Annotated in this window: 16 protein-coding genes; 7 read left to right on the forward strand and 9 right to left on the reverse strand. The window is 65.2% G+C overall.

Features of this window, described 5'->3' with window-relative positions; all coding sequences use genetic code 11:
- Nucleotides 1-587 (reverse strand): FKBP-type peptidyl-prolyl cis-trans isomerase (locus BRA49_RS09165; protein WP_292385419.1); only part of this gene is annotated, 587 nt, incomplete at its 3' end.
- Nucleotides 588-720: 133 nt separating this feature from the next.
- Between BRA49_RS09165 and BRA49_RS09170 the strand changes: the two genes are divergently transcribed.
- Together BRA49_RS09170 and cyaB are read left to right on the forward strand one after the other, a co-directional pair.
- Nucleotides 721-2,226, forward strand: a complete 1,506-nt coding sequence (locus tag BRA49_RS09170) for an AAA family ATPase (RefSeq protein ID WP_292385420.1) — start codon at nt 721-723, stop codon at nt 2,224-2,226.
- 43 nt (nt 2,227-2,269) lie between these two features.
- Nucleotides 2,270-2,800 carry a class IV adenylate cyclase gene (gene cyaB, locus BRA49_RS09175; RefSeq protein ID WP_292385421.1) on the forward strand — a complete coding sequence of 177 codons (531 nt, stop codon included), beginning with the start codon at nt 2,270-2,272 and terminating at the stop codon, nt 2,798-2,800.
- On the opposite strand, the gene BRA49_RS09180 is transcribed toward cyaB, so the two are convergent.
- Nucleotides 2,787-3,428 (reverse strand): metallophosphoesterase family protein, encoded by a 642-nt coding sequence (locus BRA49_RS09180; protein WP_292385422.1) that lies wholly within the window; start codon nt 3,426-3,428, stop codon nt 2,787-2,789. The genes cyaB and BRA49_RS09180 overlap by 14 nt on opposite strands.
- Before the next feature lie 3 nt (nt 3,429-3,431).
- The gene (locus BRA49_RS09185) at nt 3,432-4,541 is read right to left on the reverse strand and encodes a TIGR04013 family B12-binding domain/radical SAM domain-containing protein (RefSeq protein WP_292385423.1); all 1,110 of its coding nucleotides are present in this window, start codon (nt 4,539-4,541) and stop codon (nt 3,432-3,434) included.
- A 363-nt stretch (nt 4,542-4,904) separates the two neighbouring features.
- Between BRA49_RS09185 and BRA49_RS09190 the strand changes: the two genes are divergently transcribed.
- A complete protein-coding gene (locus BRA49_RS09190; protein ID WP_292385424.1) occupies nt 4,905-6,362 on the forward strand; it encodes a catalase in 1,458 nt (485 codons plus the stop codon).
- Between the two features lie 24 nt (nt 6,363-6,386).
- Here BRA49_RS09190 and BRA49_RS09195 read toward each other — a convergent pair whose 3' ends face one another.
- From BRA49_RS09195 to BRA49_RS09215, 5 genes are all read right to left on the reverse strand, one after another.
- The gene (locus tag BRA49_RS09195) at nt 6,387-7,568 is read right to left on the reverse strand and encodes a radical SAM/SPASM domain-containing protein (protein WP_292385425.1); all 1,182 of its coding nucleotides are present in this window, start codon (nt 7,566-7,568) and stop codon (nt 6,387-6,389) included.
- Nucleotides 7,565-8,053 (reverse strand): AsnC family transcriptional regulator, encoded by a 489-nt coding sequence (locus tag BRA49_RS09200; protein ID WP_292385426.1) that lies wholly within the window; start codon nt 8,051-8,053, stop codon nt 7,565-7,567. The genes BRA49_RS09195 and BRA49_RS09200 overlap by 4 nt, the downstream gene beginning before the upstream one ends.
- Nucleotides 8,040-9,614: a radical SAM/SPASM domain-containing protein gene (locus BRA49_RS09205; protein ID WP_292385427.1), complete on the reverse strand. Its 1,575-nt coding sequence runs from the start codon at nt 9,612-9,614 to the stop codon at nt 8,040-8,042. Before BRA49_RS09205 ends, BRA49_RS09200 begins: the two co-directional genes overlap by 14 nt.
- 798 nt (nt 9,615-10,412) lie before the next feature.
- On the reverse strand, nt 10,413-11,285 hold the full coding sequence (locus tag BRA49_RS09210) for a nitroreductase family protein (protein WP_292385428.1): 873 nt from the start codon (nt 11,283-11,285) through the stop codon (nt 10,413-10,415).
- On the reverse strand, nt 11,286-11,861 hold the full coding sequence (locus tag BRA49_RS09215) for a flavin reductase family protein (RefSeq protein ID WP_292385429.1): 576 nt from the start codon (nt 11,859-11,861) through the stop codon (nt 11,286-11,288).
- Nucleotides 11,862-12,010: 149 nt separating this feature from the next.
- On the opposite strand from BRA49_RS09215, the gene BRA49_RS09220 reads away from it, so the two are divergent.
- From BRA49_RS09220 to BRA49_RS09230, 3 genes are all read left to right on the forward strand, one after another.
- The gene (locus BRA49_RS09220; RefSeq protein WP_292385430.1) at nt 12,011-12,388 is read left to right on the forward strand and encodes a winged helix-turn-helix transcriptional regulator; all 378 of its coding nucleotides are present in this window, start codon (nt 12,011-12,013) and stop codon (nt 12,386-12,388) included.
- On the forward strand, nt 12,385-12,915 hold the full coding sequence (locus BRA49_RS09225) for a GNAT family N-acetyltransferase (protein ID WP_292385431.1): 531 nt from the start codon (nt 12,385-12,387) through the stop codon (nt 12,913-12,915). The genes BRA49_RS09220 and BRA49_RS09225 overlap by 4 nt, the downstream gene beginning before the upstream one ends.
- Nucleotides 12,916-13,076: 161 nt before the next feature.
- On the forward strand, nt 13,077-13,790 hold the full coding sequence (locus BRA49_RS09230) for a DNA alkylation repair protein (protein ID WP_292385432.1): 714 nt from the start codon (nt 13,077-13,079) through the stop codon (nt 13,788-13,790).
- Nucleotides 13,791-13,804: 14 nt separating this feature from the next.
- Here the strand turns inward: BRA49_RS09230 and BRA49_RS09235 are convergent, their stop codons facing one another.
- Nucleotides 13,805-14,233: a pyridoxamine 5'-phosphate oxidase family protein gene (locus BRA49_RS09235; RefSeq protein WP_292385433.1), complete on the reverse strand. Its 429-nt coding sequence runs from the start codon at nt 14,231-14,233 to the stop codon at nt 13,805-13,807.
- A 255-nt stretch (nt 14,234-14,488) separates the two neighbouring features.
- On the opposite strand from BRA49_RS09235, the gene BRA49_RS09240 reads away from it, so the two are divergent.
- On the forward strand, nt 14,489-15,025 hold the full coding sequence (locus tag BRA49_RS09240) for a hypothetical protein (protein ID WP_292385434.1): 537 nt from the start codon (nt 14,489-14,491) through the stop codon (nt 15,023-15,025).
- The last annotated feature ends 164 nt before the right edge of the window (nt 15,026-15,189 follow it).

Consider the following 15,189-nt stretch of genomic DNA (forward strand, 5'->3'; position numbering starts at 1 on the left):
GTGCCCCGCCAGACCATCCAGCGCCGGTCATATGTGATCGCGGGCGGAAGCGTCAGTTCGGCCACGCCGTCGGCGATGCTGATCCCGATGTCGGTTCGGCCCGAGAAGAGCTTGATGAGACCCTTGATCTGCTCTATCGGGTCCTCGACCTTCTCCAGGATCGAGTAGGAGTAGGTCAGGGTCTGGCCAGCAAGCGGATGGTTGAAGTCGACGACCGCGCGCTTTCCGATGACGTCGACGACGACGCCCTCGCGGCCCTCAACCTCGATCCGCGTCCCGCGCTTCGGCTTCTCCTGGAACTGCGAGGTCGGGACGGACTTCATGCCGTCCTCCTCGTGCTCCCCGAACGCCTTCTCGGGCGGGATGTCAACCTGGCCCTCGGCGCCGACTTCCTTCCCGATCAGCTCGTCCTCAAGGCCGATGATGACGTGGTGGCTCCCCAGGCGGACGGTGACAGGACCGTACTCCGCCCGCGGGTTGTAGATCCCCTCTTCCTTTGCGTTCTCCTCATCCGTGGTATCGAAGATATTCTCACCGGCGCGGCCGGTGTATCTGAGCCTGATAAAATCTCCTTCCTGAAGTGCCATTCCATTCACCTTGAATAGCAGCTGCGTTATCGGGCCGATACGGGACGCGTACAGGCCCGCCGCATACCTGCGTCTCGTTGTCCCACTTTATTTGGATGGAATGGTATTTATCTTGCGGGGGTGAGGAAGGGGAATGGGACCGGACAGGATCATAGACGAGGGAGAGCAGCAGGCGGAGAGTGTCTCGTACGCCCCCTCTCCCCCTGGAGAGTTCTGCGGCAGAGAGAAGGAGCGAGAGAGACTCTCGGCCATCCTCTCGCGGGCAACAGAGCACGGGCAGGCGGTGATGATCTCCGGCCCGCCCGGCATCGGGAAGAGTTCGCTCCTGAACCTGCTCGCATACGAGGTGCAGGAGAACCCCGCCGGGGGCGAGGAGCCTGTCCTCAGGGGTGAGGTCTTCGACCTCCCGGGGATGATCTTCTCGGTCTTCCGCGACCTGTTGAAAGACCTGCGAGGGCACGCCGCTTCCGCGAGATTCGGGGAGATCCTCGGTACCGAGGGGATGAAGGAGGCAGTCCGGTATGCCGACGACGTGCTGGAGAAGTATGCCGCCCCGGTGGAGCCGGTGGGCCTGCTCTCCAAGACCGGCGAGGAGATTATCGGCATCTTCGCCCGGTCGCCTGAGGTCGGGTACGACCGGGTGCGCCAGGCGTTCGAGGAGCTGCTCCGGGAACTCGGGGGACTGATGGCCGGGACCGGTCGGGCCGCGGCAGTCCTGCTCGACGACGTTCATCTCGCCTCGAGCCTCGACCGGCGCCTCCTCCTGGACACCGTCCGCGATCTTCCGCCCGGCATCCTCCTTGCCTTCACCTGCCGGACGGGGGATGCGGCCGGCCCGGGGAAGGAGGAGATCCAGGGTCTTGAGATCCCCGAAGTGCCGCTATCAGGGATGCAGCCCCACGAGATCCGGGAACTGGCGGAGAGGCGGTTTGACCTCTCCATCGATGACGCAGCAGCAGCCGCCCTCCTCGAGGAGACCGGGGGCGACCCGTTCAGCCTCATGGCCTGCTTCAACGCCCTGCGCCACCGCGGCATTACACCCTCTAAAGAAACGATCGCAGACGTGCTTGCCGGGGCAGAAGACCCGGCAGGGCTTGCCCTCGCCACGCTCCCCGGGCCAGAGGGGGCATGGGCGGAGGGGCTCTCTGTCTTAAACCCCCCGTTCCCGGTGCCGGTCATGGGCTGCATGCTCGACATCCCGGGGACGAGTGTGACGGACCGGCTGCAGGGGAGCAGCATATTCCGGAGGCTCCCCGGCGGCGAATACGCCTTCGCGCACCCCCTCCTCCAGGAGCACTGCAGGCGCGAACTCATCCCGGGTGCACGGGTAGCGCTCAATGCCCGTGCGGCAGACTGCTTCGAGCGTTCCATGCACCGCCTCTCCGGCAGGCTGCACGTCCTCCTCTCGCTTGCCTGCCACTACTTCCACGCGCGGGAGTACGGAAAGGCGGCGGACCTGAACCTGGAGCTGGGGCTCCGGTTCCATCACCGCGAGGATCACGACACGGCTCTGGTGATGACAGAGCGGGCGATCGTCTCTGCGGAGCATCTCGGGGACGGTGCTCTCCTTGCCGCCGCACGGAACCAGAGAGACCTTGTCCGGCAGGCGACCGCCGGCCCGGTCCGGCCCGTGCAGTGAGGGTTTATCACGCTTCCAAAAGAGACGATCTGACGCGATTGTCATGCTCGAAGTAGAAGCAAAGTTTGCGGTCCCTGACGTCTCCCGCATCAGGGCCCGGCTCAACCGGCAGGGAGTGCGGATGACGAGTAGGCAGCAGGAGCGCGACGTCTACTACAACGCCCCCAACCGCGATTTCGGAGAGACCGATGAGGCGTTACGGGTCAGGTACGACGATACCGGGGTCACCGTGACCTACAAAGCCCCCAAGATCCGGGTAGGGAGCGCAAAGGCCCGCGAGGAGTTCAACCTCGCGGTGGCCTCGGGAGAAACCCTTGAAGAGATCCTCTCCCGCCTCGGTTTCCGGCGGGCCGCCACGGTCTCAAAGACGCGGGAGTTCTACGAGATGGGGGAGGTGACAGTGACGCTCGACGACGTCGAGGGTCTCGGGACGTTCATCGAGATCGAGATCCTGACCGAGGATGATACAAAGGACGCTGCCGAACGGATAGGAGCGGTTGCAAAAGGGTTGGGTGTAGACGGTCCACCGATCTACACCTCGTATCTTGAGATGCTGTTATCTAGACAGCGATAAGGTCGATATGGATATCTTTTGGCTCCGTCCCAAAGTGGATGAGAGCGCCGTAGCCCTCTGATGCGGGCCCGGGGTTGACGACAGTGACGCCGTCGACCTCGGTGATCCCCCGTGCTTCGTGAATGTGAGCACAGCAGACCAGGTCGAACCGGGTCATGTGCTTTCGGATGCTCTGGCAGCCGACATGCTCCTCGCCGATGGAATCCAGGGCTCCGTAGGGCGGGGCGTGGCTGATCAGGACGTTGTGGATGTTCTTGTCCATGTGGTTGACGATCCGGGTGAGTTCACCATCAATCTCTTTCTCGGTAAGTTCAAACGGCGTGCCGAAAGGCGTCTGGTTCGAACCCCCAAGACCTGCGAGCGTTATCTTTCCGAGCGCTATCCAGGAGTTGTGCAGACAGACTGCATCTGAGCGTTCGAGCACGTCGACGATCTCACGGGGGTCACAGTTGCCGGGGATTGCAAAACACGGTACTTCGAAGTTGGAGAGTACCGAATCTACAGGCTCAAGTGGACCAAAGTTGGTGATGTCGCCTGCAATGATGACTGCATCGTAGTCGTAGCTGAGAAAAGCGTCAAGCTTTCCGTAGTTACCGTGCAGATCTGCTAAGAGTAGCACATCCGTCATGCTCTATAGATGAGGAGTGCGTCTAAAAAACCTTATCTCCTGATCCATCCAGGAGCCGGTTATCCTGCCGCCGAGCGCCAGTTTGCCAAGAACTTTCTGGGTTTCCGGAAGGAGCGGGCGAGGACGGCTGTTCCCGAGGGGGGTCCCGGGCAGCGGCATGAAGTAGTGGATGTGTGCCGTCCCCGCCCGGGTGACCTGGCGCACGAGGTCGAGCGTCGCGCGCTGGTCGTCGTCGCTCTCAAACGGCAGCCCCAGGATGAAATCGACGACCGGGACGAGCCCGTGCTCCCGGCAGATCTCGACGGCACGGATGACGTCCTCCACGGTATGCCCCCGGTGCAGGCGGCGGAGCACCCGGTCGCTCCCGGACTGGGCCCCGAAGTGCAGGCGGGTGTTGGCGCAGTGGTCGAGGATGAGTTCGACGGACTGCCGCGAGACGCACTCCGGGCGCACCTCGCCGGGGAAGGTGCCGAAGTAGATCCGCCCATCGAGGCTCTCGAGGAGCCGCTCCACGCGATCGAGCCGGAGGTGAACGCCGTCCGACCCGTAGGCGAACGCGTTCGGGGTGACGAACCGGATATCCCGGTGACGTGACGCATAGCGAGCGATCTCCTCGACGGAACGGTGGCGCATGCACCGCCCGAAGAGGCGGGGGGTCTGGCAGTATCCGCAGGAGAACGGGCACCCCCGGGTGATCTCGACGAACCCCTTGAGGTCCGAGAACGGCGGATAGCCGTCGAGGAGGACGGTATGCCGGGCAGGCGTGTAGCCGGCGGCGGTGGCGACCCCGGGCGGCGGGTCCCTCCCCTCTTCGATGGCAGAGAGAAGCGCCGGGAGGGTGTACTCGCCCTCCCCGACGACGACGTAGTCGGCGTACTCCGCCACCTCCCGGTAGCAGGCGGAGGGATGAGGACCTCCCGCGATCGTTATGCAGTCGGCTCCTGCGATCTCGTCACGATAGAAGCGTTCGTTGATGGAGTTCAGGCTGTAGACGGTGACGTCGCGCTGCGGCGCATCGGTTATCTCGAAGTGGTACCCGGAGCCTTCGCACGCCGCGGATAAGACGGCGAGGGTGTTGTTCGCCTGGGGTATGGCTCGCCAGTTGACGTTCATGGGTGTAGCGGACGACCGTCGAGCGATCGGCGTCGGCAGGAGCTGCCCCTTTCTCGATCGTTCAGCGGAAACGAGAGGGTTTTTCAGTATACCATCTCTTCAAGGATGAAGATTAATGTGACGCCGTTGGCGGTAGAGTCAACTACCCCGCCTTTGCGGAGGGGGCATTCTGCCGCAAAGAGGTGAAACGAACCAGCCTGATGGTTCCTGAGGAGATCCGGAGACACCGGGCGTCTTACGGCCCGGACCTCCCGATCTCGGGTTGCAGACTGCCCCGACAGAATTAAATCTGCCTGAAGTAAGGTTACAGCAAACCACCAACCCTGCTCTACCCATAAACCACAGAGAAACGAGGCATAACGTATGGATGATAGGAAGAAACTGACCACCGCTGCCGGCGCACCCGTGCCGGAGAACCAGAACGCCATGACCGCCGGTCCACGCGGCCCCATGCTGATGCAGGACGTCTGGTACCAGGAGAAACTCGCCCACTTCAACCGGGAGGTGATCCCGGAGCGGCGGATGCACGCCAAGGGGTCCGGGGCGTTCGGAACGTTCACCGTCACCCACGACATCACCCGGTTCACGAAAGCGAAGATCTTCTCGGAAGTGGGCAAGAAGACCGAGGTCTTCGTGCGATTCTCGACCGTCGCCGGCGAACGCGGTGCGGCCGACGCGGAGCGCGACATCCGCGGCTTCGCCATCAAGTTCTACACCGAGGAAGGGAACTGGGACCTGGTCGGGAACAACACGCCCGTCTTCTTCATACGCGACCCCCACAAGTTCCCGGACCTCAACCGCGCCGTCAAGCGCGACCCGAAGACGAACATGCGGTCGGCAAAGAACAACTGGGACTTCTGGACCTCCCTTCCCGAGTCGTTGCACCAGGTGACCATCACCATGAGCGACCGCGGGATCCCCCTCTCCTACCGCCACATGCACGGCTTTGGAAGCCACACGTTCAGCATGATCAACGCGGGAGACGAGCGCGTCTGGGTCAAGTTCCACCTCCGGACCCAGCAGGGCATCAAGAACCTGACCGACGAGGAGGCCGAGGCGATCGTCGCGAAAGACCGCGAGAGCCACCAGCGCGACCTCTTCGAGAGCATCGAGCGGGGCGACTTCCCCCGCTGGACGATGTACATCCAGGTGATGACCGAGGAGCAGGCGAAGAAGATGCCCTACAACCCCTTCGACCTCACCAAGGTCTGGTACCACGGGGAGTACCCGCTGATCGAGGTGGGCGTGCTCGAACTGAACCGGAACCCCGAGAACTACTTCCAGGACGTGGAGCAGGCCGCGTTCAACCCCGCCGCCGTGGTGCCGGGGATCGGGATCTCGCCGGACAAGATGCTGCAGGGGCGCCTCTTTGCCTACGGCGACGCGCAGCGCTACCGCCTGGGGGTCAACCACCACCAGATCCCGGTCAACCGGCCGAGATGTTACGCGAACCCCTCTCACCGTGACGGCCAGATGCGGGTGGACGGCAACGCCGGCTCCGCCGTCGGCTACGAGCCGAACAGTTTCGGCGAGTGGCAGGAGCAGCCCGAGTACCGGGAGCCGTATCTCGAGATATCCGGCGCCGCGGGTGCCTGGAACTTCCGCGAGGACGACGACGACTACTACACCCAGCCGGGCAAACTCTTCCGCCTGATGAGCCCGGGCGAGCAGCAGGTCCTCTTCGAGAACACCGCTCGCGCCATGGGGGATGCGCCCGACTTCATCAAGGTCCGGCACATTGGTAACTGTCTGAAGGCCGACCCGGCCTACGGGAAGGGTGTCGCGGACGCGCTCGGCATCCCGCTCGACGGAGTGCAGTAGCGGCGGAGCCGCCACCCCTCTTTTTTACTCCTCGACGAAACAGAACGGGTCGGGGGCGGCGTGGTCCCCGGCGGCGGCATACGCCCGCACCCGGCAGCCGCCGCCGCAGAGGTCCCGGTAGCCGCACCGCCCGCACTTCCCCGAGAGGTCCCGCGGTGTCGCCCGGAACCGGGAGAGGACGGGGTTCTCCGCGTCCTGCCAGATCCGGGAGAACGGCCGTTCCCGGACGTTGCCGACGCGGAACTCCGGCGACCGGGCGAACTGGCAGGGATAGACGTTCCCCCGGGGGTCGACGTTCGCCACCCGCGTACCCGCGCTGCACCCGCCGTTCAGGGACCGGACGAGCGCCTCGGCCTCGCGGACGTCGGGAGACCCGTCCCGCTCCATGGCCCGGAGGAGGTGGACGCAGTCCTGCGGGGCGTCGACGGTCAGGAACTCCATGGACCCGGGATCGATCTCCCTGGCCCTCCGGTAGAGGAGGGTGAGCGCCCCGTCTACCTCCTCCGGGCCTACCTGGAGCCGGTCGTAGACCTCGCCCCCCCGCCCGCTCGGGACAAGCCAGTAGAGGCAGAACCGGGAGGCGCCTTCGGCCGTCGCGAGGTCGATCAGGGCCGGGAGCTCTCGATAATTCTCCTCTGTCAGGGTGACCCGGAGGCCGGTCCGGATGCCAGCCTCCCGGCACCGGGCAAACCCCTCCATCGCCCGTTCGAACGCTCCCGCGGTCCCCCGGAACGCGTCGTGAGTCTCCGGGGACGCACCGTCGAGCGATATCCCGACGTAGCCGATCCCCGCGTCCCGGATCATCCGGGCGGCGCCGGGGGTGATCAGGGTGCCGTTCGTGCTGAGCGCGGTCCGGATCCCGCGCTCGCCCGCCGCACGGGCGAGTTCCGGCAGGTCCTCGCGGAGGAGGGGTTCGCCGCCGGAGAGAAGGATGAGCGGCACGCCCATCGCGGCGAAGTCATCGATGAGCGCGAGGGCCTCATCGGTCGAGAGCTCGCCCTCCGTCCCCGAGTCCGGCCCGGACCTGCCGTAACAGTGGGCGCAGGCGAGGTTGCACCGGTCGGTGAGGTTCCAGAAGACGACCGGCCGGTATTCCCGCACGAACGCGAGGTACTTCCCCGGCACTTCTGTAAGCAGCCTATCCCGGTGGCGGGCGACGCTGCTGACCGTTCCCCGCCCGTGCATGCATTGTGTAATCCTGTTCATTGCAGATCTCCTCCATTCTCGCCGATACGCACGTTCGGCACCCTCTTGTACTCCTTGGTGCTGAAGAGCACGATATACTCCCGGCACCCGACCGTCCGCGCAATCTCCTCGACCGCAGAGCGCACCTCCTCCCGGCTCCTGCCGTGGTGGACGGTGTAGAGGGTATACTCCCATCTCCCCGGCACCGGCCGGCGCAGGTAGCAGTGGGAGACCCCCGGCGAGGAGGCGAGGAGGGAGAGCGCCTCCTCGTCCCACTCCACCGGCGGCCGCCATGCGACGAGGGCGTTTGCCGTGATGCCGACGAGCCGCTGGTTGATCCGGGCCCGGATCTTCCGGATAACCCCATCGTCGCGGAGGCGTTGCGCCCGGCGGAGCACCTCTGCCTCAGGTATGCCGAGCCGCCTTCCGATCCCGGCAAACGGTTCGCTGACTGCCGGGACTCCTTTCTCCAGTTCTGCAAGAAGGCGGACGTCAATCGGGTCCACGGGTCACCTCCTCCCCGGAGAGGGGAAAGCGGACATCGATCTTGTATGCCCGGACGGTGGGCAGGTCGAGCGCGTCCTCTTCGGGGATGCCGGCCCGGCAGAGGATCTCCGCAAGCACCTCGCTGAGCCGCTCCTCTGTCGGGGCGGCAAGGGTGAACCAGAGGGTGTAGGGATGGTCCCGCCGGAAGTTGTGCGAGACCTCCGGGTAGCCGCTGACGATCTCCGCCACCTCCCGCACCCGGTCCTCCGGGACGCGGAGGGCGATCAGGGACGCGGCGGCAAGCCCGAACCTCCGTGACTCAAAGACCGGCGAGACGTTGCGGAGGATGCCTGAGGCCTGAAGCCGCAGCATCCTCGCGAGGAGGTCGTCTTCCGCGATCCCGACTCTCGCCGCGATAGCGGCCCACGGCCGGGGCACCAGGGGTAGGTCGTCCTGGAGGGCATCGAGGATTGCGAGATCGGTCCGGTCGATGCCGCCGGGCTCGTAGGGGCACCACGGGTCCTCGCGCGAGACCTCCCCGCAGGGGTTGTCGGGCCGCATGAGGCCGTCACACCACCGGGCAGGAACGGCATCGGCCCCGCGGTAGGCCCGTGCCCGGCACCCGCCGCAGACTGCCCTGTAGCCGCACCGGCCGCACTTCCCGGTGAGCCGTTGGGGGTCACGGAGGACGTCAAAGAGTACCGAATGGTTCCAGATCCCGGCAAACGTCGTGGTGCGGAGGTTGCCCGCGCTCACCGGCAGGTAGGGGCAGGGCGTCACCTCCCCGGTCGCGTAGATCCGGCAGTAACTGATGCCGGCCATGCAGCCCCGGCTCCAGCCTGATGGTTCCTCGATCCCGGCCTCCTCTGCGATGCGGCGGAACTGGGGTGCGCACGTCGGCCGGACTCGAAGATCGCTCTCCCGGTACCGGAGGAGGATGTCCCGGATCAGGTCCTCGTACTCGCGGGGACCGCCCTGGCCGGGTTCGCGTCCCCTCCCGGTCTCCACGGGGAAGAAGATCTGGTAGTCGCGCACGCCGAGGGATTCCCCCAGGGCGAGCACCCCTTCCACGTCGGCGAGGACGGGGCGCATGACCGTCATGTTGATCCGGACGGCGAGCCCCGCTTCAAGGCAGTGCCCGATCGCCGCGACCGCCCGCTCCCAGACGCCGGGAACCCCGCGGAACGCGTCGTGGGTATCCGGATCCGCCGAGTCGAGGCTGATTGCCACCGACCGGACGCCCGACGCAGCGAGCCGTCTCGCCGTCTCAGCGTCAAGGAGATACCCGCTCGTGCCCATCGCCATCACGAGTCCCCGTTCGGTCCCGTACCGGGCGATCTCGAAGATATCTTCCCTGAGGAGGGGTTCTCCCCCGGAGAGGACGACGACGGGCCTTCCGACCGCGGCGATCTGGTCGATGACCGAGAACGCCTCTTCTGTCGAGAGGACTCCTTCTGCTTCGCTTTCGCCTGCATCCGCGTAGCAGTGGGCGCACTTCAGCGGGCAGCGGAGGGTGATGTTCCATGAGATCAGGGCGGGACCCGCCGTAGCGTTCGGGGATGGGCTCGTCGTGCGCGGCATTGCGCCCCCTTCTTGGCCGCCGTCGGCATCAATCTTTGGACGACCGCGAGACCTATTACCCCCGGGCACTCAACCCCGGCCCATGGCAAGGATCCTCGCGTTCAGCGATCTCGCCTGGGGGACGAGGGAGCGGGGTGCGCCCGGCGGCCGAAAGGTCGATGCCACCTCGTTCCTCCGCCGTGTCGGGGAGACGGACCCGGCAATCGTCGTCTTTGCCGGCGACGGTGCCTACGACCGGTGCTCGCGGTCGGGGCTCGACGAGACGGAACTCTTCCTCGGCCTTCTGTGGGAGATCGCAGCGGTGGGGAGGCACTGCGTCATCGTCGAGGGGAACAACGACGACACGATGGGCACCTACGGCCGCGTCCGGGAAGCGGCGGAGGAGAGCCCCCGTATCCACGAGATCTCGGGGAAGGCGGAGACCGTCCAGGGCATCCGCTTCCTCGGCGTCCCCACCGGGAAGGAGAAGAGGATGGCCGGCCAGGCCGAAGAGACGGTCGATATCGTGGTGGCCCACGCCCCTCTCGCGAACCGGGTCTGGCTCTTTGACCTCCCGGCGGCGTGCATCGTCACCGGCCACTACGGGATGATGGCGGGCGTCGTCGCCGGGAAGGTGTATGTCGCCCTCGACTGCTCCCCGTCCTCGTATGCGGCGATCGAGTGGGAGCAGGGGTGGCGGCGGGTCGAGTATGTTGCCGGGGCGTGCCGGGTTGAGATGCGCCCGGAGGAGGGGATCACCGCGACCGGATGCGACCCGGCGCTCCTCCGGGACCTGACGGAGGGGCGGGGAACGCTCCCCTACCGCGAGGAGGTCGAGGCACTCCGGCGGACAAAGAAAGAGATCTCCATCCATGGCCGGGAGGAGGTCACCCGGCGCCTGCTCGCGATGGGGATCAGGAAGACGCACATCGAGCGGTACCTCGGAGGGCAGCGGAAGAGGGACCGCCCTGCGGGGATGCCGAGTTCCTCCTGGAGCGGCCCGTAGGATGCCGCGGCCATCGAGACGAACCCGGCCCAGCAGGTGCCGATGCCGAACGCCGGGGCAGTGACGTCGAAGTGCGTCATCGCGATGATCGCGTCCACGGACGCGACCGGGTTCCCTTCGGGGATATGGGCGACGAGGAGGTGCGGAGCGCCGCGGCAGATGACGTCGTTGCCCACCTCCCACGCACGGATGAGCCCCGGCACGTGGCCGCTCATCGGGTGGCGGCTCTCGACCAGGGTCTTCATCCAGTCGACTGTCAGGGCGGCAATCTTCCGGACCTTCGCCGGGTCGTGGACGACGATCCACTGCACCGGCTGCCCGTTCCCTCCCGACGGCGCATACCGGACGACGTCGAGGACCGCGAGGATCGTCTCCCGGGGGACGGGCTCGTCCGTGTAGCGGCGCACCGACCGGCGCTTCTGGAGGTAGACGCCAAGGTCGCCGGGCGAGAGCGTCCCCGCACCGGCCGGGACGTCCGCCTTCTCCTCCGGCCTGACGTTCAGGGTAAGCGCCTGCGTAGGGCAGAAGGCCTCGCAGTGGCCGCAGGCGATGCACATCCCGGCCTTCTCCTCCGGGACCCCGGGGAGGGGGTCTTCGTCCGCGGCACCGACGATTGCCGAAGGGCAGACGGTCGAGCAGGTCCCGCAGCGGGTGCAGAGGGCCTCGTCGACAAGCGTGGTCTCCATTCAGGCCCCCGGAGCCTGCCGCATCAGGCTTTTCCCGGCACTCCAGGCGTCGCCGGCGTGCTCCCCAAGCCGGTGGTAGCGGTTGTCGGGCATGGTCAGGAGGAGCGGGTCGATCGCCGCGTAGTCCGGCTTCCCGTCCCGGAGCACCCCTTCGTCCGCATATGCCCCCACGATCTCGCCGATGAAGACCGTGTGGGTCGGGAGCAGGACCGTCTCGACGAGCCGGCACTCGAGGTTGACCGGGCACTCCCGGATCATCGGTGCGGTCTTGAGCGTCCCGTAGAAGACGTCAAAGACGGTCGACTTGTCGACCGATTTCCCCGATACCAGCCCACAGTAATCGGTCTTCTCCAGCAGGGCCGAGGAGGGGAGGTTCACCGAGAAGGTCTCCGTCCCGGCGATGCCTCTGGGCGTGTGGTGGGCGTTCGCGATCCCGCAGAGGATCATCGGCGGGTTGCCGTTCGCCCGCGAGCACCAGCCCACGGCCATGAAGTTCGCCCTTCCGTTCACCTGCGTCCCGACGAGCACGACCGGCATCGGGATGAAGAAGTTCTTTCCAATCTCGCTCTTTTCCATCGTTACACCTCACTCCCGGCAGGATGCCGGGCGCGTCAGCAGAGATAGTCCTTTCGCCTCAGGCATTACGGACCACCAGGATAAATACTCCATAAGAGGAGATATAGGGAATACAGGCACTCCTGTAACTTACTTTCATTGGTGGAACCATGGCCTACACAAAGAACGGCAGGACCTTCCACTGCCCGGTCGAAGCGGCTCTCGACGTCATCGGCGGCAAGTGGAAAGCGCTCATCCTCTGGCACCTCTGCGACGGGGTCAAACGCTTCTCCGAACTGCAGCGGGAACTCCCCGGCGTCAACGCGAAGATGCTCACCCGGCAGCTCCGGGAACTGGAGGGGGACGGAGTCGTGCAGCGGACGGTCTACCCCGAGGTGCCGCCCCGGGTGGAGTACGCCGTCACCGAGTTCGGCAGGACCCTCCTCCCGATCCTGGAGGCGCTTTGCGCCTGGGGAACGCAGTATCTCGGCACCGACGATGCAGCACCGGCCCGGTGCCCGGCAAAAGCAGGGACGGAGAGAGTATGACCGCACCGGCGCCGTCCATCGAGTACCGCACCACGGACATCGCCGGCATCGACGTCATCCGCCCGCTCTGGAACCGGATCTGCGAGCACCACCGCGTCCGTGCGCGGACGTTCCGGGCCTTCTTCGAGCACACGACCTTCGACGAGCGGAAGGCGCACTTTGTCCGGTGTGCAGAGACCGGAGACCTGCGGGTCGACCAGGCCTGTGATCCGGCGGCGGACCGGTGCGTCGCCTACTGCGTAACCTCGCTCTCGGCAGAGCGCATCGGGGAGATCGAGTCGCTCTACGTCGACGAGACCTACCGCTCGCAGGGTATCGGCACGGCACTCGTCCGCCGGGCGCTTATGTGGCTGGACGAGAACGGCTCGGTCGAGAACCGGGTGGCGGTCGCCGACGGAAACGAGGAGGCCTTCCCGTTCTACCGGAGGTTCGGGTTCTATCCCCGCCGAACGGTGCTCGAACAGGTTCGGGAGAGTGCACCCTCCCGACCGGCCGGAGACGCGGGATCTCCCGGCCGGCAGCCATGATCTTCCGATAAACCCCGCTTTTTTATTCGCCCGCAGGGCCACTGGAGCAGAGTCCGACCCAGGGTTGCATGTCGCCATCGAGTATGCTCCGCGCACGGATTGAGCGGCAGAGGGATACGAGTGCCGTATTGTTTATCCCCCTTCCCCCCGTACACCTGCATATGGACACGGTCGTCGAAGCGATACGGGAGGAGTTCGCGGCGCACGCGGACCCAGAGATCCGGGAGAAAGGCCGGCGGTTCTTCAAGGAGGAGGTCCGGTGCTACGGGATGAAGACGGCAACCGGAATCGCGATCGCAAAGAAGTACTGGAAGGAGGTCAAAGCCCGCGAGAAGCGGGAGATCTTCTCCCTCTGCGAGGAACTCTACTCGTCGGGGATGATGGAGGAGGCGTTCGTCGTCTCCCAGTGGGCCCAGCAGCTCGCCGACCGTTACGAACCCGGTGATATCACCATCTTCCGCCACTGGATTGAGACCTATATCACCAACTGGGCCACCTGCGACGGCCTCTGCAACCATGCCGTCGGGGACTATGTCGTCCGGTACCCGGAAGCGATCGACGAGCTGAAGCGCTGGACGCAGTCAAAGAACCGCTGGATGCGGCGGGCGGCGGCGGTCTCGCTGATCGTGCCGGCAAAGCACGGGGAGTTCCTCGACGAGGCCATTGCGATCGCCGATCTCCTCCTCACCGATACGGACGACATGGTGCAGAAAGGCTACGGGTGGCTCCTCAAGGAGGCGAGCAGGAAGCACACGGACGAGGTATTCCGCTACGTGATGGCGAACAAGAGAGCCATGCCCCGGACGGCTCTGCGGTACGCGATCGAACTGATGCCGAAGGAGTTGAAGGCGGAAGCGATGAAAAAGGATTGGTGAGGGGATGGCGAGGCTCAGAACCTGACGCGGGGTGCCTCGGCCTCCCGCATGTTGTACTCCATCGTCCAGAAGTAAGCCTCGCCGTGTGCCACGCGGAAGACGGCAAGTTTCGGGTCGGCGGGGCCGGAGAGACCGATCTGGAGGAGCCAAGGCCGCTCGCGAACCAGCCGCTCTTTTAAGGCCGGATCCTCGACAACCTCGATCTCACCCGCGACCCGCATCATCTGCCCTGCGTCGCCGGGCTCGTAGAAACAGAGCTCGACCTTCGGGTTCTTTACGAGCTGCTGCCAGACGGCCTTCGGCGTCCCGGTGTGGTAGTAGAACCCGGTCTCATCGGCAAACCACATGGCAAACGCCCGGACCCGGGGCTGGTCGCCGTCCATTGTCGCGATGTAGGTCACGGGGTTGGCGTTTGCAAATTTCACGCAGTCAGAGAAGTCCATTCTTCTTCCTCATACATCCATACGGAGGGGGAGCAGAAAATGGTTCCGGGACTGTCGTTACCCCGGCAACTGTTGCGCAGTGCCGAATCGGTGGCAGTAGATTCTGTTTTTTGCATCAAATGCAACGTTTAACGGCGAAATACCAGAACGAACTCCGGGAAGGCAGCGGATGTTTAGAAACCTTTTAGTGGGCACCGTACCCAGTCTGAATCGGAGTTGTGTGTTTTGACGCAGCAAAACATTCCGACCAAGTTAGTGGTCGGTATCATTGCCCTGATCGTCGTTGTTGCAGGGCTTTTGATGGTACTCTCCCCCGGAGGGGAGAGTCCTGCCCCGGCAGAGACCATGCAGGACGAGTTGAAGGCTCTTGCGGTGGAGGCTGCGGGCATGATCGACGGCGACGCCCTCGCCGCGCTCAAGCCGGGCGACGAGACCACACCGGAGTTCACCGCCATCCGCGACCGGCTCGCGGCCTTCCGGGACGCAAATACCGGGGTCCTCTACGTCTACACGATGCGCAACGTCAATGATACCATCGAGTATGTCGTGGATGCGGACTACAGGCCCGGCGACACACCCGCGATAGGCAGCACCTACCGGCCTACGGACGATGACTCCAGGCTGCTCGCCGGGTTTGCCGGCCCCTCTGCAGAGAGCGAACTTTCCACTGAAGAGTGGGACAACACGACCGCCACCATCATCTCCGGGTATGCTCCCGTGAAGGACTCGACCGGCGCCATCGTCGGGATTGTGGGCGTCGATATGGGGAGTTCGGTCGCCAAGAAGGCGTAGGACCGGTACACGATCGAGGGGGTAACGGGCGCCGATATCTCGGCGTCGCCGTCCCCATCGCGGACGAGGTGACGTCGCCCGATCATCGGTGAAGCAAGCGAACAAACTCGCGGCGGGGATCGGGAGAGCCCCTCTCACGCGATCTTCCCCGCGACCGAGAACGA

This window comes from Methanoculleus sp. UBA430 (assembly GCF_002506585.1).
GTDB lineage: Archaea > Halobacteriota > Methanomicrobia > Methanomicrobiales > Methanoculleaceae > Methanoculleus.